General features: G+C 70.7%; 27 protein-coding genes and 1 tRNA gene. 2 read left to right on the top strand and 26 right to left on the bottom strand.

Annotated elements, in window-relative coordinates; genetic code table 11:
* Window positions 1–715 precede the first annotated feature (715 nt).
* From tyrS to ABD073_RS13100, 25 genes are all read right to left on the bottom strand, one after another.
* Window positions 716–1,975 carry a tyrosine--tRNA ligase gene (gene tyrS / locus ABD073_RS13220; protein WP_343875329.1) on the bottom strand — a complete coding sequence of 420 codons (1,260 nt, stop codon included), beginning with the start codon at window positions 1,973–1,975 and terminating at the stop codon, window positions 716–718.
* A 43-nt stretch (window positions 1,976–2,018) separates the two neighbouring features.
* The gene (argH, locus tag ABD073_RS13215) at window positions 2,019–3,392 is read right to left on the bottom strand and encodes an argininosuccinate lyase (protein ID WP_386751693.1); all 1,374 of its coding nucleotides are present in this window, start codon (window positions 3,390–3,392) and stop codon (window positions 2,019–2,021) included.
* Window positions 3,393–3,514: 122 nt separating this feature from the next.
* Window positions 3,515–4,003, bottom strand: a complete 489-nt coding sequence (locus tag ABD073_RS13210; RefSeq protein WP_343875325.1) for an arginine repressor — start codon at window positions 4,001–4,003, stop codon at window positions 3,515–3,517.
* Window positions 4,000–5,223 (bottom strand): acetylornithine transaminase, encoded by a 1,224-nt coding sequence (locus ABD073_RS13205; protein WP_343875323.1) that lies wholly within the window; start codon window positions 5,221–5,223, stop codon window positions 4,000–4,002. Before ABD073_RS13205 ends, ABD073_RS13210 begins: the two co-directional genes overlap by 4 nt.
* Window positions 5,220–6,251, bottom strand: a complete 1,032-nt coding sequence (gene argB / locus ABD073_RS13200; protein ID WP_343875321.1) for an acetylglutamate kinase — start codon at window positions 6,249–6,251, stop codon at window positions 5,220–5,222. Before argB ends, ABD073_RS13205 begins: the two co-directional genes overlap by 4 nt.
* Entirely contained in the window at window positions 6,248–7,450 is a 1,203-nt protein-coding gene (gene argJ, locus ABD073_RS13195) for a bifunctional glutamate N-acetyltransferase/amino-acid acetyltransferase ArgJ (protein ID WP_343875320.1), read from the bottom strand. The genes argB and argJ overlap by 4 nt, the downstream gene beginning before the upstream one ends.
* Window positions 7,447–8,478 (bottom strand): N-acetyl-gamma-glutamyl-phosphate reductase, encoded by a 1,032-nt coding sequence (gene argC, locus ABD073_RS13190; RefSeq protein WP_343875318.1) that lies wholly within the window; start codon window positions 8,476–8,478, stop codon window positions 7,447–7,449. Before argC ends, argJ begins: the two co-directional genes overlap by 4 nt.
* A gap of 28 nt (window positions 8,479–8,506) precedes the next feature.
* A complete protein-coding gene (locus ABD073_RS13185; RefSeq protein ID WP_343875317.1) occupies window positions 8,507–9,064 on the bottom strand; it encodes a TetR family transcriptional regulator in 558 nt (185 codons plus the stop codon).
* Window position 9,065: 1 nt separating this feature from the next.
* On the bottom strand, window positions 9,066–11,591 hold the full coding sequence (pheT, locus tag ABD073_RS13180) for a phenylalanine--tRNA ligase subunit beta (RefSeq protein ID WP_343875315.1): 2,526 nt from the start codon (window positions 11,589–11,591) through the stop codon (window positions 9,066–9,068).
* The gene (gene pheS, locus ABD073_RS13175; RefSeq protein WP_343875314.1) at window positions 11,588–12,700 is read right to left on the bottom strand and encodes a phenylalanine--tRNA ligase subunit alpha; all 1,113 of its coding nucleotides are present in this window, start codon (window positions 12,698–12,700) and stop codon (window positions 11,588–11,590) included. Before pheS ends, pheT begins: the two co-directional genes overlap by 4 nt.
* Window positions 12,701–12,918: 218 nt before the next feature.
* Entirely contained in the window at window positions 12,919–13,374 is a 456-nt protein-coding gene (locus ABD073_RS13170; RefSeq protein ID WP_343875313.1) for a DUF2500 domain-containing protein, read from the bottom strand.
* Between the two features lie 9 nt (window positions 13,375–13,383).
* Window positions 13,384–13,758 (bottom strand): hypothetical protein, encoded by a 375-nt coding sequence (locus ABD073_RS13165; protein WP_343875312.1) that lies wholly within the window; start codon window positions 13,756–13,758, stop codon window positions 13,384–13,386.
* Between the two features lie 2 nt (window positions 13,759–13,760).
* Window positions 13,761–14,564 carry a TrmH family RNA methyltransferase gene (locus tag ABD073_RS13160; RefSeq protein ID WP_343875310.1) on the bottom strand — a complete coding sequence of 268 codons (804 nt, stop codon included), beginning with the start codon at window positions 14,562–14,564 and terminating at the stop codon, window positions 13,761–13,763.
* A gap of 49 nt (window positions 14,565–14,613) precedes the next feature.
* Window positions 14,614–14,982: a 50S ribosomal protein L20 gene (gene rplT / locus ABD073_RS13155; protein ID WP_343875308.1), complete on the bottom strand. Its 369-nt coding sequence runs from the start codon at window positions 14,980–14,982 to the stop codon at window positions 14,614–14,616.
* 165 nt (window positions 14,983–15,147) lie between these two features.
* The gene (rpmI, locus tag ABD073_RS13150) at window positions 15,148–15,354 is read right to left on the bottom strand and encodes a 50S ribosomal protein L35 (protein WP_343875307.1); all 207 of its coding nucleotides are present in this window, start codon (window positions 15,352–15,354) and stop codon (window positions 15,148–15,150) included.
* A 117-nt stretch (window positions 15,355–15,471) separates the two neighbouring features.
* Window positions 15,472–16,191, bottom strand: coding sequence for a translation initiation factor IF-3 (gene infC, locus ABD073_RS13145; RefSeq protein WP_343875333.1), 720 nt, complete (start codon window positions 16,189–16,191; stop codon window positions 15,472–15,474).
* A gap of 240 nt (window positions 16,192–16,431) precedes the next feature.
* Entirely contained in the window at window positions 16,432–16,992 is a 561-nt protein-coding gene (locus ABD073_RS13140) for an SseB family protein (RefSeq protein WP_343875306.1), read from the bottom strand.
* Window positions 16,989–17,483, bottom strand: a complete 495-nt coding sequence (locus ABD073_RS13135) for a hypothetical protein (protein WP_343875305.1) — start codon at window positions 17,481–17,483, stop codon at window positions 16,989–16,991. Before ABD073_RS13135 ends, ABD073_RS13140 begins: the two co-directional genes overlap by 4 nt.
* 7 nt (window positions 17,484–17,490) lie before the next feature.
* Complete coding sequence (locus ABD073_RS13130) at window positions 17,491–18,015, bottom strand: PH domain-containing protein (protein ID WP_343875304.1); 525 nt, start codon at window positions 18,013–18,015, stop codon at window positions 17,491–17,493.
* Window positions 18,012–18,872, bottom strand: coding sequence for an ATP phosphoribosyltransferase (gene hisG / locus ABD073_RS13125; RefSeq protein WP_343875303.1), 861 nt, complete (start codon window positions 18,870–18,872; stop codon window positions 18,012–18,014). Before hisG ends, ABD073_RS13130 begins: the two co-directional genes overlap by 4 nt.
* A 97-nt stretch (window positions 18,873–18,969) precedes the next feature.
* Window positions 18,970–19,236, bottom strand: coding sequence for a phosphoribosyl-ATP diphosphatase (locus ABD073_RS13120; RefSeq protein WP_343875302.1), 267 nt, complete (start codon window positions 19,234–19,236; stop codon window positions 18,970–18,972).
* Window positions 19,237–19,309: 73 nt separating this feature from the next.
* Window positions 19,310–20,560, bottom strand: a complete 1,251-nt coding sequence (gene mshC, locus ABD073_RS13115; protein ID WP_343875301.1) for a cysteine--1-D-myo-inosityl 2-amino-2-deoxy-alpha-D-glucopyranoside ligase — start codon at window positions 20,558–20,560, stop codon at window positions 19,310–19,312.
* A gap of 59 nt (window positions 20,561–20,619) precedes the next feature.
* A complete protein-coding gene (locus ABD073_RS13110; protein WP_343875300.1) occupies window positions 20,620–21,393 on the bottom strand; it encodes an SCO1664 family protein in 774 nt (257 codons plus the stop codon).
* Between the two features lie 7 nt (window positions 21,394–21,400).
* Window positions 21,401–21,991, bottom strand: a complete 591-nt coding sequence (locus ABD073_RS13105; RefSeq protein WP_343875298.1) for a DUF3090 domain-containing protein — start codon at window positions 21,989–21,991, stop codon at window positions 21,401–21,403.
* Window positions 21,992–22,000: 9 nt separating this feature from the next.
* Window positions 22,001–22,714 carry an MSMEG_4193 family putative phosphomutase gene (locus ABD073_RS13100; RefSeq protein ID WP_343875297.1) on the bottom strand — a complete coding sequence of 238 codons (714 nt, stop codon included), beginning with the start codon at window positions 22,712–22,714 and terminating at the stop codon, window positions 22,001–22,003.
* A 66-nt stretch (window positions 22,715–22,780) separates the two neighbouring features.
* On the opposite strand from ABD073_RS13100, the gene ABD073_RS13095 reads away from it, so the two are divergent.
* Window positions 22,781–23,752: an aldo/keto reductase gene (locus ABD073_RS13095; protein ID WP_343875295.1), complete on the top strand. Its 972-nt coding sequence runs from the start codon at window positions 22,781–22,783 to the stop codon at window positions 23,750–23,752.
* Window positions 23,753–23,811: 59 nt separating this feature from the next.
* On the opposite strand, the gene ABD073_RS13090 is transcribed toward ABD073_RS13095, so the two are convergent.
* Window positions 23,812–24,069, bottom strand: a complete 258-nt coding sequence (locus tag ABD073_RS13090; RefSeq protein ID WP_386751692.1) for a DUF5703 family protein — start codon at window positions 24,067–24,069, stop codon at window positions 23,812–23,814.
* Between the two features lie 130 nt (window positions 24,070–24,199).
* On the opposite strand from ABD073_RS13090, the gene ABD073_RS13085 reads away from it, so the two are divergent.
* A tRNA-Leu gene (locus ABD073_RS13085) sits at window positions 24,200–24,284 on the top strand.
* Window positions 24,285–24,428 lie beyond the last annotated feature (144 nt).

Here is a 24,428-nt window from a genome sequence, read left to right as displayed (position 1 = left end):
TGAGTCCCGACAAAAAACCAGAAAAACTGGCAATCATCAAAAATACTCAAAGAAACCATAACCACCACGACACAAACCCACCACAAAGGCAGATCCATGAAGACAATGGCCACGGGTAAAAATTGGCATTGACTATAAAGCACGCTGTTGAGTTCTCAAGTTTCGGGTGCGACCCGCGCCCACATCCCTCGACGTGTGCTTGGGGCAACTCGATTAATCTTACCGGATCGCTTCCTCGGTGTCAACCGAAGCTCTTCACCAGCTTGGTTCAGCCGTTCCCGGCCTCCCCTGCCGCCTCTCGGCGACTCGTCCTATTCTACCGTCCCGTTCCCCCGGAGTCAAACTCCGTTCTCCCGGTCCAGCGGGAAGATCTGTTGAACCTTGCGGTTGAATCAGTTCTTCTCAGTACAACTTGTCGCCGTTGTGGCGACTCGGATTACATTATGTGGTTTCGGGTTGGCGGTCAAATCCGCTTCCGTCCCCCACCCCGACACGACGAATCACCGCGATCCGGGCGGGTTCTCATTGAACGCACACCACTGCCGTTGGCTTCGTTGGTTGGAGTGTCCTCCCGGTCCGTCCGCCCGTCACCCCTGGGGGCTTCGTTCGTCCGTCTCACCGGCGAGGCTTGGACTACATTAGTGAACAGCTCGTGAACACGCAAATCGCGCTGCGGTGACCTCCACCACAGCGCGATTCGCCTTGTCAGGCCGGGTCAGTCGAGGACCAGGCCGCCGATCGTCTTCTTGCCCCGGCGCAGCACGGCGTAGTGGCCGGCGAGCAGGTCCTCAGTGGTGAGCCACTGCTCGGGGTCGGTCACCTTCTGGTTGTTCAGGTAGGCGCCACCCTCGTCGACCGCGCGTCGTGCCGCGGACTTGGAGGCAACCACGCCGGCCAGCACCATCGCGTCGACCACGGTGGGCAGCTCGGGACCGCTCACCCGGGCAGCACCGACCTCCTTCATCACGGCCTGGAGCGTGGCGGCGGGCAGCGCGTCCAGCTCTCCCCTGCCGAAGAGTGCCTGTGCCGCGGCGACGGCAGCCTCGCGCTCCGCCGGCGAGTGCACCAGGTCGGTGATGTCGTCGGCCAGGGCCTTCTGCGCCGCGCGTCGGAAGGGCTCGGTCTCGGTGAGGTGGGCGAGGTGCTCGATCTCGTCGTGGTCGCGCCAGCTGAAGACCTTGAGGTAGTCGATCACCTTGGCGTCCTCCGCATTCAGGAAGAACTGGTGGAAGGCGTAGGGAGAGGTCATCGCAGGATCCAGCCAGACGGTGCCCGACTCGGTCTTGCCGAACTTGGTGCCGTCGGCCTTGGTCAGCAGCGGAGTGACCAGGCCATGGACCCGGGCGCCCTCGCTGCGTCGGATCAGCTCCACGCCCGAGGAGATGTTGCCCCACTGGTCCGAGGCACCGGTCTGCAGGGTCACCCCCTTGCTGCGGTACAGCTCCCGGTAGTCGAGGGACTGCAGCAGGATGTAGCTGAACTCCGTGTAGCTGATGCCGGACTCCAGGCGGGTGGCCACCACGTCGCGGGCCAGCATCCGGTTCACGCTGAAGTGCTTGCCCACGTCGCGCAGGAAGTCCAGCGTGGAGATGTTCTGGGTCCAGTCGTAGTTGTTGACGACCTCGGCCCCGTTGCTCCCCTCGAAGCTGACGAACTTCGTCACCTGGGAACGGATCCGCTCCACCCAGCCGTCGACGACCTCCTTGGGGTTGAGGTTGCGCTCGCTGGACATCCGGGGATCACCGATCAGGCCGGTGGCACCGCCCACCAGCAGGACCGGCTTGTGACCGGCCTCCTGCAGCCGACGCCAGACCATGAGCTGGACCAGGTTGCCGAAGTGGATGCTGGGGGCCGAGGGGTCGAAGCCCACATAGCCGCTGACCGGACCCTCGTCGAGGTGCGCGGCCAGCGCCGCCTCGTCGGTGGACTGGTAGACCAGCCCGCGCCACTTCAGTTCGTCCAGTACGGCATTCATGGCCACAACCCTAGTGGAGCCGTCGTCGCCGGCCCGAACCGTGTCAGCTGGCGCGCACCGGCTGCCAGCCGTCCAGAGAAGCCAGCAGGGCATCCAGGACCTGGCTGCACTCGGCCAGCTGCTCGGTCACGGCGCTGGGGGCGGTGCCACCGCGGCCGTCCCGGGCGGAGACCGACCCCTCGACGCTGAGCACCTCGAGCACCTCGGGCGTGAGGTTCTCGTCGATGGCCGGCAGGTCCTCCGCGGTCAGGTCGAAGAGCTCGATCCCCCGACCCTCGCAGTAGCGAACCGCCTTGCCCGAGATGTCGTGGGCCTGGGAGAAGGGGACGCGCTGGCGCACCAGCCAGTCGGCCACGTCGGTGGCCAGGCTGAAGCCCTGCGGGGCGCGCTCGGCCATCCGCTCGGTCTGGAAGTCCAGGGTGGCGATCATGCCGGCCACGGCGGGCAGCAGCATGTGCAGCTGGTCGAGGGCGTCGAAGACGGGCTCCTTGTCCTCCTGCAGGTCACGGTTGTAGGCGAGCGGCAGGCCCTTGAGGGTGGCCATCAGGCCGGTCAGGTTGCCGATCAGGCGGCCGGCCTTGCCACGGGCCAGCTCGGCCACGTCGGGATTCTTCTTCTGCGGCATGATCGAGGAGCCGGTGGACCAGGCGTCGTCCAGCTTGGCGAAGCCGAACTCGACGGTGGACCAGAGGATGACCTCCTCGCTGATCCGCGACAGGTCGACCCCGATCTGCGCCAGGACGAAGGCGGCCTCGGCCACCAGGTCACGGGCCGCGGTGCCGTCGATGGAATTGGGCACCGAGCCGGTGAAGCCCAGGTCCTGGGCGACGGCCTGCGGGTCCAGGCCCAGCGAGGTGCCGGCCAGCGCGGCCGAGCCGTAGGGCGAAATGGCCAGGCGACGGTCCAGGTCGTTGATCCGGTCGAGGTCGCGCAGCAGCGGCCAGGTGTGGGCCAGCAGGTGGTGGCTGAGCAGCACCGGCTGGGCGGACTGCAGGTGGGTGCGGCCCGGCATGGTGGCTCCCAGGTGGCGGGTGGCCTGGCCGTGCAGGGCCCGGACCACCTCGGCCACCTCGGAAGCGATGACGCGCAGCTCCTCGCGCAGATAGCTGCGCACCAGGGTGGCGATCTGGTCGTTGCGGGAGCGTCCGGCGCGCAACCGGCCGCCCAGCTGCGGGCCGACCACCTCCACCAGGCCGCGCTCCAGGGCGCCGTGGACGTCCTCGTCGGTCTGCGCGGGCAGGAAGTCGCCGGATGCGACCATCTGGTCCAGGCGCCCGAGGCCCGCCACCAGGTCGGTGTGCTCCTGGTCGGTCAGCAGGCCCGCCCGGTGCAGGGCATGGGCATGGGCCACCGACCCGGCCAGGTCATGACGGGCCAGGCGCCAGTCGAAGTGCGTCGACTTGGACAGGGCGAACATCGCCTCGGCCGGGCCCCCGGCGAAGCGACCTCCCCACAGCACTCCGTCGGCATGGGCCTGCTCCGGCTGGGTCACGGTGATTCTCCTGCGGTCGGTGGGATGTCGGGATGATGCTAGTGGCCTCAGGAGGCGTCGAGCGGGTCGCTGCCGCCCAGCTGCATGAAGCGGGCGGCCAGTTCCTCGCCACCGTCGGCCTCACGGCTGATCAGCAGCACGGTGTCGTCACCGGCGATGCAGCCCAGCACCTCGTGCCACTGCACCCGGTCGATGGCCGAGGCGAAGTACTGGGCGGCACCCGGCGGGGTGCGCAGCACGGCGATGTTGGCCGAGGCGTCGGCTCCCAGCAGGACCTCCTGGCAGAGCCGCGCCAGCTTGGTCTCGGCCGCCTGGGCATCCAGACCGGTCCCCGCCCCCGGGGGCGCGTAGACCAGGTTGCCCTTGCTGCCCCGGATCCGGACGGCGCCGATCTCCAGCAGGTCCTTGCTCAGCGTCCCCTGGCTGACGCTGATGTCCTCCGCGGCCAGCAGGTCGGCCAGTTCGCTCTGACTGGAGACCTCGCGGCTCTCCACCAGGGCGAGGATGCGCGCCTGGCGGCTGCTGCGGCTGGTCATCGGGCCGCCCGGTCGAGGGCTGCCGGGAGCGCGGCGACGAATTTGTCGAGCTGCTCGGCGGTGACCACCAGCGGCGGTGCGATGCGCAGCACGTCGGGACGGGGCGCATTGGTGATGAAGCCGGCCTCCAGCAGGGCCTCGCTGGTGGCGGCGGCGCGCTCGTCGGTCAGCACGATGCCCCGCAGCAGGCCCTGTCCGCGGACGTGGTCAACGGCCGGGTGGTCGAGTGCCTCGACGGCCCGGGCCAGGTGCTCCCCCATCCGTCGGGCGTTGCCCAGCAGGTCGTCGCGCTCCATCACGCCGAAGACCGCCAGGCCGGCGATCGCCGCGACGGGATTGCCACCGAAGGTGGTGCCGTGCGAACCGGGGGTGAACAGCTCGGCCGCGGCGCCGGTGGCGATGCAGGCGCCGATCGGGAAGCCGTTGCCCAGCCCCTTGGCCATGGTGACCAGGTCCGCGGTGATCCCGCTGGGAGTGCTGGCGAGCCAGTCACCGCAGCGACCCATGCCGGTCTGCACCTCGTCGACCCAGAGCAGGGCGCCGGCCTCGCTGGTGATCCGGCGGGCCTCGGCCAAGTAGCCCTCGGGGGCCGGCACGACGCCGTTCTCCCCCTGCAGCGGCTCCACGACGACGGCGGCCACGGTCTCGTCCACCGCGCGCCGCAGCGCCTCCACATCGCCGTAGGGCACGAAGACGACCTCGCCGGGAAGCGGCTCGAAGGGCTCGCGGTACTTCGGGTTGGCGGTGATCGCCAGGGCCCCCATGGTGCGGCCGTGGAAGGCGCCCTCCATGGCGACGATCCGGGTGCGGCCGGTGAGACGGGTGGCCTTGAAGGCGGCCTCGTTGGCCTCGGTGCCCGAGTTGGTGAAGAAGACCTTGGCGGGCGTCTCGGGGTCGTTGAGGGTGGCGACGGCCACCAGCTTCTCGGCCAGCGCGATCTGGGCCGGGGTGGCGAAGAAGTTGGAGACGTGACCCAGGGTGGACAGCTGGCTGGTGATGGCGCTGAGCACCGCCGGGTGGGCGTGGCCCAAGGCGTTGACCGCCAGGCCGGAGAGCAGGTCCAGGTACTTCATGCCGTCGGCATCCCAGACGTGCACGCCCTCCCCACGCACGAAGACGCGCTTGGGGGCGCCGAAGGTGTTCATCATCACCTGCTGGTAGCGCTCGGTGAGCTCCAGCTGGCCCTGCTGGTTCTGCGAGGTGGTGGGGACGATGCTCACTGCTGTGCCTTCTTCTGCTTCTTGGAAGTGGGGTTGGGATCCGCCAGAACCTTGCGGACCTGCTTGCCAGGGTCCGCCAGAACCTTGCGGACCTGCTTGCCAGGGTCCGCCAGAACCTTGCGGACCTGCTTGCCAGGGTCCGCCAGAACCATCGTCCCGATGCCGTCATCGGTGAAGATCTCCAGCAACAGGCAGTGCTGCACCCGGCCGTCGATCACGGTGGCGCGGTGCACCTTGCCGTCCACCGCCCGCAGGCAGGCCTCCATCTTGGGGCGCATCCCGGACTCGAGACTGGGCAGCAGGTCGCGCAGCTCGTCGGCGGTGATCTGGGTGATCACGTCGGTGGAATTCGGCCAGTCGGCGTACAGACCGGCCACGTCGGTCATCATCACCAGGCGCTCGGCACCGAGCGCGACGGCCAGGGCCGCGGCCGCGGTGTCGGCGTTCACGTTGTGCACGGCGCCGTGCTTGTCCGGGGCGACCGTGGCCACCACCGGGATCCGGCCCGCCTCGATCAGGTCCTGCACGGCCGCCGGGTTCACGCTGGCGACGTCGCCGACCAGGCCGAGGTCGACGTCTTCGCCGTCCACCACGACGCCCTTGCGCTTGGCCGTGAACAGCCCGCCGTCCTCGCCGGACATGCCGACCGCGAAGGGGCCGTGGGCATTGATCATGCCCACCAGCTCGCGTCCCACCTGGCCCACCAGCACCATCCGGACCACGTCCATCGCCTCGGGGGTGGTGACCCGCAGGCCGCCCTTGAACTCGCTGGTGATGTCCAGGCGCTTGAGCATGGAGGAGATCTGCGGGCCGCCGCCGTGCACCACCACCGGGCGCACACCGCAGCGGCGCAGGAAGACGATGTCCTCGGCGAAGGCCTGCTTCAGCTCGTCGTTGATCATGGCATTGCCGCCGTACTTGATCACGACCACCTTGCCGGCGTACTGGGCCAGCCAGGGCAGGGCCTCGATCAGGGTGGTGGCCTTGCCGACCAGGGCCTCGGTGTCCACCGCGCGCTGCTTGCTCATGAGGAGTACTCCGCGTTCTCCTTGATGTAGTCGTACGTCAGGTCGTTGGTCCACACGGTGGCCTGGTGCTCGCCGTGGTTCAGGTCGACGACCACCTCGACGGCCCGGCCGCTGAGGTCGACCCGGGAGCGGTCCTCGCCGATGGCGCCCTGGCGGTAGACGCAGACCCCGTTGAACCAGACGTCGAGTCGCTCGGGCTCGAAGGCGGCGCCGGTGGTGCCGGCAGCGGCCAGCACCCGGCCCCAGTTGGGATCGTTGCCGAAGACGGCGCACTTGAACAGGTTGTTGCGGGCGATGGAGCGGGCCACCTCGAGGGCATCTGCCTCGGTGGCGGCATGGCGCACGGTGATCGAGATGTCGTGGGCAGAGCCCTCCGCATCGGCGAGCAGCTGCATGGCCAGGTCGGTGCAGACCGCCGTCAGTGCCGCTGTGAACTCGTCGGGCAGCGGTGCCTGTCCCGAGGCCCCGCTGGAGAGCAGGATCACCGAGTCGTTGGTGGACTGGCAGCCGTCGGAGTCCACCCGGTCGAAGGAGACCCGGGTGGCCTCGCGGAGCGCCTTGTCGAGGGCGAGCGGCTTGACGTCGGCATCGGTGGTGAGCACCACGAGCATGGTGGCCAGCGCCGGGGCGAGCATGCCGGCTCCCTTGGCGATGCCGCCCACGCTCCAGCCCTGCGGGGAGGTCCAGGAGGCCATCTTGCGCACCGTGTCGGTGGTCATGATGGCGGCGGCCGCATCGGGGCCGCCCTGCGGGGAGAGCTGTTCCACGGCCAGATCCACGCCGGCCAGCAGCTCCTCCATGGGCAGCCGCATGCCGATCAGGCCGGTGGAGCAGACCGCGACGTCCACCACGCCGCAGTCCAGGCCGGTGGCCACCCGCGCGGCGGTCATGGCGGAGTCGGTCAGGCCGTCCTTGCCGGTGCAGGCATTGGCGCCGCCGGAGTTGAGCACGACGGCCTTGAGCACACCGTCGGCGGTGGCATCGCGCGACCACTGGACCGGCGCCGCGAAGATCCGGTTGGAGGTGAAGACGGCGGCGGCATCCTGGAGCGGGCCGTCGTTGACCACCAGGGCCAGGTCGGCATGGCCGGAGTCCTTGATGCCGGCGGCCAGGCCGATGGCGCGGAAGCCCTTGGGGGTGGTGACGCTGCCGGAGCGCTCGACGGTGAGCTCGGGTGCGGGGGTGGTCTGGGGGTTCACGGTGCGACTCCGATGCTGGACAGGCCGGTCGCCTCGTCGAGGCCCAGCGCGATGTTCATGGACTGGATGGCGCCGCCGGCGGTGCCCTTGCACAGGTTGTCCAGGGCGGCGATGGCGACCACGCGGCCCGCATCGGGGTCGAAGGTCGCGTTGACGTGGACCGCATTGCTGCCCACCACGTTCTGGCTCACCGGCCAGACGCCTTCGGGCAGCAGGTGCACGAAGCGCTCCTCGGCATAGCTGTCCTGGTAGGCCTGGCGGACCTGGTCGGCGGTCACGCCCGGTACCGCCGGGGCGCTGACCACCGCGAGGATGCCGCGGGCCATCGGCACCAGCAGCGGTGTGAAGCTCACGGTGGGCTCGCTGGCGCCCAGCCGGGCATAGTTCTGCAGCAGCTCGGGGGTGTGGCGGTGCACTCCCCCGACGCCGTAGGCCTGCGCGGAGCCGAAGAGCTCGGCCCCCAACAGGTGCGGCTTGAGACCCTTGCCAGCTCCCGAGGAGCCGGAGGCGGCGGCGACGACCACGTCGCGCCCGTCCACCAGGCCGTGGATGAGGGCCGGGGCCAGGGCCAGGGTGGCGGTGGTGGGATAGCAGCCGGGCACCGCGATCCGACGGGTGGTGGCCAGCTCCTCACGGGCGCCCGGCAGCTCCGGGAGGCCGTAGGGCCAGGTGCCGGCGTGCTCGCTCTGGTAGTACTTGGCCCACTGCTCGGGATCGGCCAGCCGGAAGTCGGCGCCGCAGTCCACCACCAGCACCTCGGGGCCGAGCTCGGCCGCCACCGCCCCGGAGGTGCCGTGCGGCAGGGCCAGGAAGACGACGTCGTGACCGGCCAGGTTCTCGGCGGTGGTGGGCAGCACCTCGCGCTCGGCGAGCGGCACCAGGTGGGGCTGGTGCTCCCCCAGACGACTGCCAGCACTGCTGCCGGCGGTCAGGTTGCCGATGGTCACCTCGGGATGGCCGAGCAGGAGGCGCAGGACCTCTCCGCCGGCATAGCCGGTGCACCCGGCCACTGCCACATGGAACGTCATGGGCATAACTATGCCACAGATGGAATAACTATTCCTTGACTGTCCGGGTCAGCCCGTCCACCAGCGCCGCCACGGCGAAGGCGAAGTCCTCGTCGTCGCCCTCCGTCAGGCCGGGACGCAGGCCGAGCCGGTGCAGGGTGGCGGCATTCTGCTCCTCCACCACGTGGCCCAGCACCAGGTGCAGCAGGGCGCGTCCGCCGCGCCGCGCGTCCTGCGGCTCGGCGCCATGGCGCAGCAGTGCCTGCTGGGGGAGTCGCACCGGGTCCTCGTCGCACAGGCCGCTGGCCAGGGCACTCGCCACCAGTTCGGCGGCATCCCGATGGGCCAGCAGCACCTGTCGCAGCCGGGTGGCCCAGCGCTCCAGCTGCTCGGCCGGACCGCCCGTCGTCTCGGGCGCACCCACCTCAGCGAGGATCCGGTCGGCGACCAGGGCCAGCAGGGTCTGCTTGTTGGCGACGTGCCAGTAGAGCGCGCCCGCCTTCACCCCGAGGGCCTCGGCCAGGCGTCGCATGGACAGGTCGGCCAGCCCCCAGGCGTCGAGGATGCCAACGGCAGCCTCGACGACCTGGTCGCGTTCCAGTGCCATCTCAGGCCCGCTGCACGGCCTGGTGTCGCTCGGCGGCCAGGGCGACGGCGGCATCACGCGCCTGCGCCGCCTCGCCGTCGGTCAGGGTGCGATCGGGATGACGGAAGTGCAGCGCGAAGGCCAGCGACTTCTTGCCCTCGCCCACCTGCGGACCGCGGTAGATGTCGAACAGCTCGCAGCTCTCCAGCAGCTCACCGGCACCCTCCACCAGGGCCTGGCGCAGCTCAGCGGAGGCCACCTGCTCGTCGACCACCAGTGCCACGTCCTCCTTGGCCAGCGGGAAGCTGGACAGCGGGCTGATCGAGCCGGCGCCCGGGAGCACCGAGAGCAGCCGGTCCAGGTCGAACTCGACGGCGCAGGCGCGCGGCGGCAGGCCGAAGTCCTTGACCACGCTGGGGTGCAGCTCGCCGGCACATCCGATCGACAGCTCCCCCACCAGCAGCTCGGCGCAACGGCCGGGATGCCAGGGCATCACCTGGGCCGGTCGACGGGTGAGCTGGACGCCGATGGCCGCGGCGGCGGCCTCGGCCAGCGCCACGACGTGGGTCCAGTCGGCCTTGACCGCGGGGCCCTGCCAGCCGGCGGGCAGCCAGTTGCCGGTGACGATGCCGGCCAGGACACGGGCCTGCTCCGGCAGCGCGGCCTGCAGGCCGGCCAGCTCGTCCTCGCTGGGACGCTGCAGCACGCTGGGGCGCGGGGCGGGACGCGCCTCGCCGGCGCCGAAGACCGTGCCGCACTCGAACAGGGCCAGGTCGTCATTGCTGCGCGAGGTGTTGCGGGCCACGGCCTGGAACAGGCCGGGCAGCAGGCTGGGGCGCAGGTGGCCGTGGGTGTCGTCCAGCGGGTTGGCCAGGCGCACCAGGCGTCGGCGCGGGTCGGCGGCATCCGGGACCATCCGGGCCACCTCCTCCTGGCTGACGAAGGGGAGGCTGATCAGCTCGACGAAGCCCAGGTCGGCGACGGCGCGCAGCACGGCGCGACGTCCCTGCTGGCCGGCGCTCAGCCCGCGACCGACCGGGGCGGTGGGGACCACGGAGGCGATCTGGTCGAAGCCGATCTTGCGGCCCACCTCCTCCACCCAGTCGTAGGGGTCGACCAGGTCGGGACGCCAGGTGGGTGGGACCAGGGTGAGCGAGTCGCCCATCGCGGTCACCTTCGCGCCGGAGGCGGTGAGCACGTCGATCACCTGCTCGCGGCTGACCTCGGCGCCCAGGATGCGGGCCGGCAGGTCCGCCGCGATGTGCTGCTGCGGCATCTCGGGCACCCCACCGGCCACCGTGGCCTGCTCCTGCACCGTGCCACCACCCAGCTCTGCCATCAGGCGGGCCGCGGTACGGGCGGCCGCCCAGGGCAGCGCCGGGTCCACGCCGCGCTCGAAGCGTCGGGAGGCCTCGCTGGGCAGCTTGTGGCGACGGTAGGTACGGGCGGTGCCCATCGGGTCGAAGTGCGCCGCCTCCAGCACGATGTTGCGGGTCTCGGGACCCACCTCGGTGGTCTGGCCACCCATCACGCCGGCCAGGCCGATCGGGCCCGAGTCGTCGGTGATCAGCAGGTCGTCGACGTCCAGGGTGCGCACCTGGTCGTCGAGCGTGAGCAGCTTCTCGCCCTCGCGCGCCTGACGGACCACGATGGGGCCACGGAGCGCGTCGGCGTCGTAGGCGTGCAGCGGCTGGCCTGACTCGAGCATCACGTAGTTGGTGACGTCCACCGGCAGCGAGATGGAGCGCATCCCGGCGCGCTCCAGGCGCTGGGACATCCACTGCGGGCTCGGGGCCGCCGGGTCGATGCCGGTGATGGTGAGGGCCACGAAGCTGGAGCAGCGCGGGCTCTCCAGGCGCACCGGGTGGCCGTCCTGCGTGGGCTCGCCGACCGGCTCGCCGTAAGGGTCGGCGAAGCGCACCCCGAAGGCCTGGGCGGTCTCGCGGGCCAGGCCGCGCAGGCTCATGCAGTAGCCGATGTCCGGGGTGACGTCCACCTCGAGCACCTCGTCGCCGGCGCCCATCAGCGCCATGGCGTCCATGCCGGGGACCACGGGGGTGCCGTCCACCTGCTCGGGCAGCACGATGATGCCGGAGTGGTCCTCGCCCAGGCCGAGCTCGTCGGCGGCGCAGATCATGCCGTCGGAGACATGGCCGTAGGTCTTGCGGGCGGCGATGGCGAAGCCACCCGGCAGCACGGCGCCGGGCAGCGAGACGACCACCAGGTCCCCCTCGGCGAAGTTGCTGGCACCGCAGACGATGCCGCGGCCGGCCGGCAGCTCGGTGCCGTCCTCCGCGGTGGTGGCCGGCTCGTTGTGCTCGGGGCCGACGTCGACGCGGCACCAGCGGATGGTCTTGCCGTTCTTCTGCGGCTCGGGGACCAGGCTGAGCACGCGGCCCACCACGACGGGTCCGGAGACGTCGCCACCCACGGTCTCGATGCGCTCGACGTTCAGGCCGGCGCGGGTCAGCGCCGCGGCGATGGCACCGGTGGTGGCCTCGTCGGGCAGCTCGACCAGGCTGCGCAGCCAGGAGATGGGGGCCTTCATCGTGCTCCTCCCAGCAGGGAACGGCTGAAACGGATGTCACCCTCGACGAAGTCACGCAGGTCGGGGGCGGAGTTGCGGGTCATCACGGTGCGGTCGACGCCCATGCCGAAGGCGAAGCCGGAGTAGACCTCGGTGTCGATGCCACAGGCGGCCAGCACCCGCGGGTTCACGACGCCGCAGCCGCCCCACTCGATCCAGCCCTCGCTGCGGCAGGTGCGGCAGGGACGGTCCGGGTTGCCGACGCTTTCGCCACGGCAGACGAAGCACTCCACGTCCACCTCGGCGCTGGGCTCGGTGAAGGGGAAGTAGTGGGGACGCATCCGGGTGCGGATGTCGTCGCCGAACATCGCCTTGGCGAAGTGGTCCAGGGTGCCCTTCAGGTGGGCCATCGAGATGCCCTTGTCCACGCACAGGCCCTCGATCTGGTGGAAGACGGGCAGGTGGGTGGCGTCGTACTCGTCGGCGCGGAAGACCTTGCCGGGGCTGACCACGTAGACCGGCAGGTCACGTTCCAGCAGGGTGCGGATCTGCACTGGGCTGGTGGCGGTGCGCAGCAGGGCGCCGTCGCTGACCGGGTCGATCCACAGCGTGTCCTGCAGGGCGCGCGCCGGGTGGTCGGGGTGCAGGTTGAGGGCGTCGAAGTTGTACCACTCGGCCTCGGCCTCGGGTCCCTCGACCACCTCCCAGCCCATCGCCACGAAGACGTCGGCCATCGTGTCCATCAGGGCGGTGACCGGGTGCAGGGCACCGGTGGGGTGCAGCCGCACCGGGAGCGTCACGTCCACGGTCTCGGCGGCCAGGGCGGCCTCCAGCTCGGCGGCGGCCAGCACCTCCTGGCGCGCGGCGACGGCCTGGTTGATGGTGCCGCGGGCCTTGCCGACGCGGGCGCCGGCTTCCTTGCGGGCCTGCGGCGGCAGGGCGCCGATCTCGCGGTTGGCCAGGGCGATCGGCGAGCGGTCGCCGGCGTGGTCGATGCGCGCCTGCTTCAGCTCGGCGGTGGTGGCGGCGGCCTCGATGGCGGCCAGCGCCTCGGCCACCATCAGTTCCACCTGCTCCGCCTGCAGCGGCGTGACCTGGACGGGGTCGTAGTTCGTATTGGGCCCGGACATGGGATCCTCTTCTGTGTCGGTCAAGCAGCGCACCGGCGCCGCGGATTGGACGTCCTGACGGGATTCCCCCGGCCGACGATCACGGTTCAGCTGGCGTTGCGACGCCGACGAGCCTCCCCACGACCGCTACCCGGCCGGGGGCTCAGAAATCGACGCCACAGCATGGCCCGAGCCTATCGCAGTGCGCCACGGCGGCCGGCCAGGGTCCCGGGCGCCGATCAGCCGACCGGCCCGCCCAGCGCCGGAAGGTCGCGCTCCAGGCCCTTGAAGACGGTGTCGCGCCAGGTCAGCAGCCCGCGGTCCCCCTCCGCCAGCAGGCCGTAGGCGCGACCCGACAGGTCCAGCTCCGGACGGCTGCCGTCGGCGAACTCGAAGGTGGCGTGGTACCAGGTGGTGCTGGAGCTCGTGAGGTCGCCGGTGCCTGCCGAACCCCTCACCTCCATCCGCCTGGCGACGCAGACGGCCGGCGCGCTCTGCGGCCTGGCGGCGACATAGCGCCCGCCGCGCCACAGCAGGTTGCCCACCACGAGGGCGAAGACGACCACGAAGAACAGCGCCATGACCGTCCCCAGGGCACCAAAGCCGGTGAACAGGTCGGGGAAGTCCGAGAAGAAGCCACCACCGGTGGGGTCAAGGCCCGAGGGATCGTTGCCGAAGGGGTCCGTGGGATCCATGGACGAAGACTACGGCGTGCGATCCCCTGGTGGGGCAGGTGGCACGATCTCGGCGAAGGATTCGAAATGGGCACCGGCGCTGGACAGCATGCCCACCCTGCCCAGCGGCAGCTCCGCCACGTCCGCGGGAACCCGCAGCTCCAACGGGGGCGCGTCGGGGAAGGTGAAGGTGGCATGGTGCACCGGCTCACCGGACTCGGTCGAGCTGCGGCGGGCGGAGAGGGTGGCTGAGCGGAGCACCAGCGCTCGTCGCTGCCCCAGACCGGAGCGTCGTACCCGGTACCAGGCGAACCAGAGCACTGCCGCGACCACGGCGATGAAGACGAAGGCTCCCGCGCACAGCAGCAGGAGCACCAGGATGCCGAGCTCGCCCGTCCCGGACATGGTCAGCCGGCGCTGCGTCGTTGGGCGCTGGCGGTGGCGTAGAGGCAGACCGCCGCGGCAGTGGACAGGTTGAGGCTCTCGGCCTGGCCCCACATCGGGACGCCCACCACCTTGTCGGCCAGCGAGCGCTCGCGCTCGGGCAGGCCCCAGGCCTCGTTGCCCATCACCCAGGCGGTGGGGCGGGCGAGGTCCTCGCCGAGTTCGTCGAGGTGGGCTCCTCCCCCGTCGGCGGCCAGCACCTGCAGCCCCTGCTGGCGCAGCCAGGCCACCGCGTCGGCGATCTCGACGCCGACCACGATCGGCAGGTGGAACAGGCTGCCGACGGTGCTGCGCACGGTCTTGGGGTTGAAGACCTCCACCGAACCCTTGGTGAAGACCACCGCATCCGCGCCGAAGGCGTCGGCGCAGCGGATCACGGTGCCGGCATTGCCGGGATCACGCACCTGGGCGCAGACCACGACGAGCTTCGGGGAGACCAGGTCGTCAAGCCCCGAGAGCTCCTGGCGGCAGATGGCCACCACGCCCTGCGGGGTCACGGTGTCGCTCAGCTGGGCCATGTCGTCGGGGTGGGCACGCCAGCAGATCTGCTCATCGGCCATGGCCAGCAGCTCAGCATGGGCCTCGGCGTCGTCGACGATGACGGCCTCCACCAGCTCGGGCCGGCGCAGCGCCTCCCGGACGGCCTGGGCACCCTCGGCCAGGAAGAGGCCGCTCTCGTCACGCTCACGGCGCGACAACAGTCGACGAGCCGAGCGCTGCTGCCCCCGGGAGATCAGGGGCAGTGCGCTCGGCTCGTCGTAGGTCATGCCGAAACCCTAGCCCACCGCGAAGTGGTGGCAGGGCTGGTGACGAGGCTCAGGCAGCGGCCTGGGACTGGTTGTCCTTGGCCACCTGGACCAGCTTGGCGAAGGCAGCGGAATCGCTGACGGCCAGCTCGGCCAGGATCTTGCGGTCCACCTCGATGCCGGCATTCTTCAGGCCGTTGATGAAGCGGTTGTAGGTCATGCCCTCGGCGCGGCAGGCAGCGTTGATGCGCTGGATCCACAGCTGACGGAAGTCGCCCTTCTTCTTGCGGCGATCGTTGTAGGAGTAGGTCATCGAGTGGAGGACCTGCTCCTTGGCCTTGCGGTACAGACGCGAGCGCTGGCCGCGGTAGCCCGAGGCCTGCTCGAGGATCTCGCGGCGCTTCTTGTGCGCATTCACAGAACGCTTGACGCGTGCCATGTCTTACTCCTTGTGGTTGTGCCGGTCCTGGTCAGGGTGTGCCCTGGGACCGAAGTGCGTGGTGCCGCAAGTTCTTGCGGCGAAGTGGTCCGGGATGCTCGTCCGAGCTCTGGCAGGCTCGGGGCCGATGCACTCCGGGGGTACTGGCCGGGGCCAGCGGGTGGATCAGCGGCCCTTCATCTTGCCCAGAAGCTTGCGCATCTTCTTGGCGTCCGCGCCCTCGAGCATCTTGTCGGTGCTCAGACGACGGGTGCGGGTGGTGGCCTTGTGCTCGTTCAGGTGGCGCTTGCCGGCCTGACGGTGCGAGAGCTTGCCGCTGCCCGTGACCTTCACGCGCTTCTTGGCACCGGAGTGCGTCTTCATCTTCGGCATGGTTGCCGCTCCATTTCATCTTCTTCAGGTGGCCCGTCGCAGCCTGCTGCGGCGGGTGAACCGGTCTCCCGGCTCGGGTGGGCCTGGATGCTCGATCCAGCACCGGTGGTCAGTGACTCACAGATCGATGTCGGGATCCATGTTGTCGGCCGGGCCCCGCTTCTTCTTGGTGGCTGCGGGCACGTGCGAGGCGCGCAGCTCGGCCTCGGCCTGGCGCTCCGCCTCATGGGCCGCGGCGCGCTCCGCCATGCGACGGTCGCGCTCGACCTTCTCGTCGACGCGGGCCTCGGTCTTCTTCTTGGTGGGGCCGAGCACCATCAGCATGTTGCGGCCGTCCTGCTTGGGGGCGGACTCGACGAAGCCGAACTCGACCACGTCGTCGGCCAGCCGCTTGAGCAGGTTGACGCCGAGCTCCGGGCGCGACTGCTCACGGCCGCGGAACATGATGGTGATCTTGACCTTGTCGCCGGCCTTCAGGAAGCGGACGACGTGACCCTTCTTGGTCTCGTAGTCGTGCTCGTCGATCTTGGGACGAAGCTTCATCTCCTTGATGACGGTGTTCGTCTGGTTGCGACGCGACTCACGAGCCTTCTGGGCGTTCTCGTACTTGAACTTGCCGTAGTCCATGAGCTTGGCCACCGGGGGACGCGCCATGGGCGCGACCTCGACCAGGTCCAGGTCCGCCTCACGGGCGAGCTGCAGGGCCTGGTCGACCTTGACGATGCCCACCTGCTCGCCGGCAGGGCCGACCAGGCGGACCTCCGGGACCCGGATCCGCTCATTGATGCGAGGTTCGTTGCTGATGTGTCCTCCAAGGTGTGAAAAATGTCCGTCCAGCCGCCTACCGTCCTCGGGAACCACTCCGGGGACGAAAAAAGGCCTCCGCACGTGCGGAAGCCTGACGACGCCACGGCCGCGCATCCGGTGAGGATGCCGCCGACGGCGGGTACCGACCTGCCAGGTGACCCGGTCAGGTGGGAGGTCAGGCCTCCACTTGTGCAGTCCTCGTCGATGTCACGGATGACCTCGAGCGACTGGTCCTTGGTGACTCTACCCGACGCGACGCCGTCGACGAAATCAGCGCTGCTGGTCGTCCTGCCCCTGCTCGGCCAGGTACATCCAGCCGAACTCCCCCGGTGCCACCTCCACCAGGCGATGGCCCTGGGCCAGCTCGGCAACGAGCTCCGGGCCGAGCTCGTAGGGCACCGGGCCGGCGACGTCCAGCAGCAGGTGGCTGGCACCGGACTCGGCCACGGTGGCCGCCAGGTCGTCCAGCGTGCACGGCACCGGGCGGGCCTGGCGCTGCCAGGCCTGCAGCGAGTCGATGCCGGTGAAGGCGAGCAGGGCCTGGCTTCCGTCGGGCCCGGCCAGCTTCACCGCAGCCATCTCGGCGTGGCGGTTGGGATCGGGGCCGTCCATCGACTCGTCGCCGTGCGCGACGATCGGCATCAGCAGCCGCGAGGTGCACAGCGCGGCCAGCGCCCGCAGGTAGCCCACCTGGTCCTGCGCGGCGGCGATCGCCGCGCGGACCGTCGGATCGGGGTCGCCGTGGTCGCCCGCGAAGGCGGCGCTGGGCTGCGCCAGCCGCTGGCCGTGCGCCAACAGCGCGGCGCCGGCCGGCAGGTCGTGCGGGCTCACTTGATCCCGCGCTGGTCCAGCAGGGCCGCGATCTCGCGGTCCTCGTCGCTCAGGCCGTCGTCGGCGGGCTTGGCGCCGCGGGAGACCGGCGCGGCCTGCTGCGTCGTCGGGCGGGCGGTCACCGCGGAGGAGCCCTTCCCGGTGCGCACCGCACGGGTCTCGCGGGCCTGCTCGCGGGTCCGGGTCCTGAGGAAGGAACCGATCAGGAAGAAGAGCAGGCCGGCGCCGAGCAGGGCGAAACCGACGGTCATGGTGGTGCTGAGCGGGGTGGCCCGGGCCCAGTCGACGATGGAGCGGATGCCGTTGCCGGCGAGCTCGGCCAGACCGCTGAGGTAGAGCCCGGCCAGGGCCAGCACGGTGCCGAGGCCCCGCAGCAGGACACGGGCGCCCTGCCCCATCGACCAGCGGGCATAGGTCCAGACCAGGACGAGCAGGCAGAGGACGAGGGTGGCGATCAGCGCCAGGACGGGCATGGAGGGAAGCTCAGGCATGGCCCCATCATCCCATGCCGGGCGCCTCGGTCCCCCGGGGCGCTGCGGTGGGATCGGCCAGGCCCAGTTCGGCGCGTCGCACCGCGATCACCTGGCGCAGGTCGGCCACCTGCTGCTCGGCGGCGCGGTCCGAGCGCTGGATGCCCATCGCCATCTGATGGCGTGGCTCCGGGTGGTCCTCGTCGGGGCCGAGCACCAGGTAGGCCCAGGCATCGCCGTCGCCGAGCTGCACGTTGAGCACCTGGTCCCAGCGGTAGCGGTGGCGGAAGACGACATTGCGCACCCGCACGCCCTCGCGGTCGGCCACGATGCTGGAGAAGGCGATGGCGAACATGCCGCCCACCAGGATGGCCAGGATCAGCAGCAGGGTGGCGATCTGCGGCCAGGTGAACTGGGCCCGGATCGCCGCGCCCAGCCCGATCCAGCCGGCCGCGGTGAAACCGAGCAGCACCAGGGCCAGGCCGGTGGCCATCGCCATGGCCGGCCGGGAGCGGTACTCGGAGCGCTCCGGGACCCGAGGCAGCCCTGTCACAGCCGGCAGGCCGCGATGTCGGTGAGCAGGATGGCGCGGGCGCCGACGGACCACAGCTCGTCCATCATCTTCTGGGCGTCCTTGCGGGGCACCATGGCGCGCACCGCGTGCCAGCCCTCCTTGTGCAGGTCGGAGACGGTGGGGCCCTCCAGCCCGGGGGTGATCGCCACGGCACGCTCCAGGGCGTCGGCGCGCACGTCGTAGTCGACCATCACGTAGTTGCGGGCCACCAGGACGCCCGACAGGCGACGCTTCAGCAGTTCCAGGGCCTCGGCATCGACCTCGCCGCGACGCTGGATCAGGATGCCCTCGCTGTGGCAGATCACCTCGCCGAAGAGCTCCAGGCCGGCCTTCTTCAGCGTGGTGCCGGTCTCAACCACGTCGGCGATCGCGTCGGCGACACCCAGCCGGATGGCGGACTCGACCGCACCGTCCAGTTTGATCAGCCGGGCCTGGACCCCCTGGTCGGCGAGGTAGGCGTGCAGCAGGCCCGGGTAGGAGGTGGCGATCCGCAGGCCGTCGAGGTCCTTGACGCTCCAGCCCGAGGCGCCTGCCGCGGCGAAGCGGAAACGCGAGCGGCCGAAACCGAGCGCCATGATCTCGTCGGCGGTGGCGCCGGAGTCGAGCAGCATGTCGCGCCCGGTGATGCCGACGTCCAGGGTGCCCTCCCCCACATAGACCGCGATGTCGCGGGGGCGCAGGTAGTAGAACTCGACGTGGTTCTCGTCGTCGACCAGCACCAGTTCCTTGCTGTCATGTCGCTGCCGGTAGCCGGCCTCGCGCAGCATCTGCGCGGCGGCCTCCGACAGGGCGCCCTTGTTGGGCACCGCGATCCGCAACATCTCGTCCTGCGCCATGGCGCACTCTCCTTGCGTGGTTACAGCGGTTCGGGGGTCCAGCGGTTGGGTCAAGCAGTTCCGGGGCAGCCGGTTCCGGGACCGGGCCTCCGGCCGGTCACAGGTGGCGGTAGACGTCCTCGAGGCTGATGCCCTTGGCGATCATCATCACCTGCACGTGGTAGATGAGCTGGCTCATCTCCTCGGCCGCCTCGTCCAGGGACTGGAACTCGGAGGCCATCCAGACCTCGGCCGCCTCCTCGACGATCTTCTTGCCGATCTCGTGCACGCCCGCATCCAGGCGCTTCACCGTGCCGGAGCCCTCGGGGCGGGTCCGGGCGGTCTCGGTCAGCTGGGCGAAGAGGTCCTCGAATGACTTGCTCACGCGCCCAGCCTAGTGGCCGCCCCGCCCGGCACCGAACCGGTCGCCGGCGCTGGACGCCGCGCGACGGGCGGCCTCAGAGCTGGACGCCGAGCACCGCGTCGACGAAGCCGCGAACCTGGCCGGCGGCCTCGGTGTCGTCCCCGCCGATCGTCAGGCTGGCCTGCGCCCAGGCGTCGATCGCAGCCAGGGCACCGGGCGCGTCCAGGTCGGTGCGGATGGCGGTGCGGGCCTGGGCGATGCTGTCGGTGGCGGACAGGCCGGCGTCGAGGGCGACCGCAGCGCGCCACTGGGCGAGCCGCTGCTCGGCCTTCTCGATCTCGGTGGCCCGCCACTCCCAGTTCTCGCGGTAGTGGTGGGCCAGCAGGGCCAGCCGGATGGCCATCGGGTCGTGGCCCTGGGCGCGCAGCCGGCTCACCAGCTCCAGGTTGCCCTTGGACTTGCTCATCTTCTCGCCGTCCAGCGCCACCATGCCCGAGTGCACGAAGGCTTCCGCGAAGGCCTCGCCGGAGGCCACCACGCCCTCGGCCGCGCACATCTCGTGGTGCGGGAAGGCCAGGTCGGAGCCGCCGCCCTGCACGTCGAAGGCCGCTCCGAGGTACTTCAGCGCGATGGAGGTGCACTCGATGTGCCAGCCGGGACGTCCGCCTCCCAGGCTCGACTCCCAGCTCGGCTCCCCCTCGCGGGCCATCCGCCAGACCAGGCAGTCCAGCGGGTGCCGCTTGCCGGGGCGCTCCGGGTCGCCGCCCATCTCGACGAAGCGCCGGGTCATCTCGTCCTCGGAGAGGTTGGAGACGCCACCGAAGCCGGGGGCTGCCTCGCACTGGAAGTACCAGTCCGGGTGCTCGGGGTCGTCGACCTGGTAGATGGTGCCGGAGTCCTTCATGGACTCCACCAGGGCCACCACGCACTGCACGCACTCCACGGCACCGATGTAGTGCTGCGGCGGGACCACGCGCAGCGCCTCCATGTCGGTGCGGAAGAGCTGGGTCTGGTCCTCGGCCAGCTCGGTCCAGTCCTGGCCGGTGGCCTCGGCGCGCTCCAGCAGCGGGTCGTCGACATCGGTCACGTTCTGCGCATAGACCACCTCGAGGCCCAGATCCCGCCAGGCGCGGTTCAGCAGGTCGAAGGTGACATAGGTGTTGGCATGGCCCAGGTGGGTGGCGTCATAGGGGGTGATGCCGCAGACGTACATCCGGGCGGTTCCCTGCTCGGGGCCCACCGGCACCAGTTCGCCACGAGCGGTGTCGTGCACCAGCAGGCGCGGCGGTGCCTCGGGGGTGTCGAGCCGGAGGGAGGGGATCTGGGGTGCGGACCATGCCTTCATGGCACCAAACCTAGCGTGGCGCCATGACGCCCCCGGCACGGTCCGGTGGCGGTGGACGCTCAGATGGGCGGCCAGGGGATGACCGGCCAGGCGTCCCCGGGTTCAGGCAGGCGGCCCTCTGCCAGCAGCTGGGCAGCACGTTCCAGGGTGGCGGCCACCTCCTCGTCGGCCAGCCAGGGCGAGAGCGCCTCCTCGGCCACCTCCAGGGTGCGGTGCAGCAGGTCGCGCTCCTGGCCGGTGAGCTCCTCGCCGGACCAGCCCCACAGGATGGTGCGCAGCTTGGGCTCGGTATGGAAGCAGACCCCGTGGTCGACCCCGAAGACCTGCTCGCCGCGGCGGATCACGTGGCCGGCCTTGCGGTCGGCATTGTTGGCCACCACGTCGAACAGGGCCAGCCGACGCAGCCCCGGGTGGTCGGCGTGCACCAGGGCCACCTCGTGGTCGTGCTCGTCGACGCCCATCACGATCCCGAACCAGCCCTCGGGCACCTCGTCGAGGGCCACCAGATCGGCCAGCTCGTCGCCCTCGGCATCGATCCAGCGCTGCAACGAACCGGGCCCCAGTGGCGCCTGCTCCAGCCACCGGGTGGGCGGGACCACGTCGAAGCCGGCTGCATCGGACAGGGCATGGGCCGCCACCTCGCGGCGGCCGAGGGTGCGCTCCGGGAAGTCCCACAGCGGGGCCTCACCGGCGGTGGGCTTGTAGACCACGCGGTGCCCGTCGAGCTCGCCCAGGAAGGTGGCATTGGAGGCCTCCACCAGACGCCCCACCAGGTGCAGGCCGCCCACGGGCTCCGCTACTGCCTCGGCCGGGCTGGCGTCGTGACCGGTCACCTGGGGCTCACAGGAAGAGTGGTCGGCGGTAGCCGTTGGCCCGCGGGCAGACGTGGCCCTCGGGGTTGATCGGCTGCGCGCAGAAGGGGCAGGCGGGACGTCCGGCGTGCACCAGGGCACGGGCGCGGGCGATGAAGTCGCGCGCCTGCTCCGGCCGCAGCGTCACCGCCAGGGTCTCGGCGGAGGCCGCGACGTCCTCCAGCTGGGCCAGCACCTCGTCGGGATCGGCCTCGTCGAGGTCCTCGGTCTCCTCGACGCTGAACAGCTCGATCTGCACGCCGTCGGTGGCGCCGTCCCAGGCGATCGTCATGGTGCCCACTCGGAACTCCTCCTCCAGGGGGGCGTCCAGCGGGTCCAGGTCGCGGGCGGTGACGTGCTGCTGGGGAATGGCCACCGTGCCCTCGGAGAGCTTGGCGAGCTCGTCGAGGATGCGCTCCAGGTGGTCGGCGAGCACCTCCACCTGCTGCTTCTCGCAGACCACGCTCACCAGACGGTTGCCCTGCCTGGCCTGCAGGAAGAAGGTGCGCTGGCCGGGCTGGCCGACGGTGCCGGCGACGAAGCGGTCCGGGAAGACGAAGCGATGGTTGATGCGCGGCATGGCTCCACCTTACGCATCCTGCTGGCTGCCCAGCCCGCCGCCGACCTGGGGACCGGCAGCACCACCGAGCCGGTCGCGCAGCTGCCCGGCGGTGGTGTTCATGGCCACCACCAACGGCGCCCGGTGCGCCCCCTCGCTGGCCGCCGGATAGCGCACGATGCTCACGCTGGCAGGGTCCACCACGATCCGCTGGAAGTCGTCCAGCCGCTGGCCCAGGGCGTGGGAGAGCACCGCCTTGATCGGGTCACCATGGCTGACCAGCACCCAGACCGGCTCGGCGCCCTCAGCCGAGGAGGCCTCCAGCTCACGGTTCACGGCCTGCACCCCGGCAACCATCCGGTCGGCCATCTCCTGCATCGACTCCCCACCCGGGAAGCGCACCTGCGAGGGCGTGGCCTGCACGGTGGCCCACAGCGGTTCGGTAGCCAGCTCCGCCAGCCCCCGGCCGGTCCACTCGCCGTAGTCGCACTCAGTGAAGTGCTCGTCGGTGCGCAGCTCCAGGCCCAGCGCGGCACTGTCGGCCAGCAGCTGGGCGGTCTCCTGGCAGCGGGTGATCGGGGAGGCGACCAGCGCGTCGACGCGGGCACCCCTCAGCCGCTCCCCCACGGTCATGGCCTGGGAGCGGCCGGTCTCGTCCAGCAGCACGCCGGGGGCTCGTCCGGCCAGCGTGCCGGCCGCATTGGAGGTGCTGCGTCCGTGGCGCACCAGCAGGAGGGTGGTCATGCCAGGAGCCTAGTGCGAGCGGCCAAGACCAGCGGGTGGATAGGGTCGCGGGGTGAGGTGGACGGCATGAGCATGCAGACCCGACGCGTGGGCGAGAGCGGGCTGGAGGTGTCCCGGCTGGGGCTGGGCACCATGACCTGGGGTGCGGACACCCCGATCAGCGAGGCCCGGCAGATGCTGCGCGGCTTCGTCGAGGCGGGCGGCAGCCTGGTGGACACCGCCCCGGCCTACGGACAGGGCGTGGCCGAGAAGATCATCGGCAAGCTGATCCACACCGACCTGCGACGCAGCGACCTGGTGATCGCCACCAAGGGCGGCTTCGGGATGCACCAGGGACGGCGGCGGGTGGACACCTCGCGGCGCGCCATGCTGGACGACCTGGCTGTCTCGCTGCGCCGGCTGCACACCGACCACGTCGACCTGTGGCAGGTGCACGCCTGGGGTGAGGCGCCGCTGGAGGAGACCCTGGCGGCGATGGACCAGGCCGTGAGCTCCGGCATGACGCGCTATGTGGGCATCAGCAACTACATCGGCTGGCAGACCGCCCGTGCCGCCACCTGGCAGCAGGCCGTCCCCGGCCGGGCGCGCCTGGTCAGCGGACAGGTGGAGTACTCGCTGCTGGCGCGGCGGGCCGAGATCGAGGTGCTGCCGGCGCTGCGGGCCCACGGGATGGGGCTTTTCCCCTGGTCACCGCTGGGCCGTGGCGTGCTCACCGGCAAGTATCGACGCGGCATTCCGCGCGGTTCGCGCGGCGCCAGCGAACACTTCAGCTGGTTCGTCGAGCCCTACCTGGAGGCCAAGTCACGGGCCATCGTCGACGCCGTCTGCCGCGCCGCCGAGGGCCTGGACATGAGTCCGGAGCAGGTGGCCCTGCTCTGGCTGCGCGATGCGCCCGTGGTCACCGCTCCCCTGCTGGGCGCTCGGACCCTGGAGCAGTTGGAGCCGCTGCTGGCCACCGAGGAGCTGGAGCTGCCCGAACCCATCGTGGCGGCGCTGGACGACGTCACCGGCGGGCAGAACCACCTGCGGGCGCGCTGACCCGGCGGATCGCCCCGATTGGAGGCCACTCGTCGGCCACGGCCGCCGAGGCGCGTGCGTCAGGCGGTACGCAGCGTGGAGCGCACCTTGATCACCTTGCGGCGCAGCCAGGCGGTGGTGGAACCGTCGCGGTAGCGGCGCAGGCGCACCAGTTCCCAGCGGCCGTACTCCGCCTCCTCGGTGAGCAGCTTGCGCACCTGGTTGCGGCTGGCGGTGTACGGCAGCTTCACGGTCTGCACCTCGAAGTCCACACCGTGGTCGCTCTCGATGCTGATGGTGCGCGAGGCGATGTAGGAGATGCGATCCTCGATGGCCATGTCCCTCCTCTGCCGGCTGCGGCCATGATGCCACGCCCCACCAAGCGCAGAGCCCCATCCCGATGTGCAGTCGGCGCCCCGAGGATGCTAGAGTTCCTTGCTGTTGCCGACGCGTTCGGTGGCACCACCTGTCCGGGTGGCGGAATGGTAGACGCGCTAGCTTGAGGTGCTAGTGCCCGATATAGGGCGTGGAGGTTCAAGTCCTCTCTCGGACACTGTGACGAAGGCCCCGGCTCCCCTGAGGGAGCCGGGGCCTTTCGCATGTCCGGAGGCGGAGCGCCCGGTGCCGGCAGTTGAGTCCCCGATAGTGGTGTAGCCGTGGTGGCGGCTCTGGACGACAGGGCGGTCACCGCGTGATC

Origin of the sequence: Luteococcus peritonei (genome assembly GCF_039526385.1) — a bacterium.
GTDB classification, from domain to species: Bacteria; Actinomycetota; Actinomycetes; order Propionibacteriales; family Propionibacteriaceae; genus Luteococcus; species Luteococcus peritonei.
This window is presented reverse-complemented; position numbering and strand designations above follow the sequence as displayed.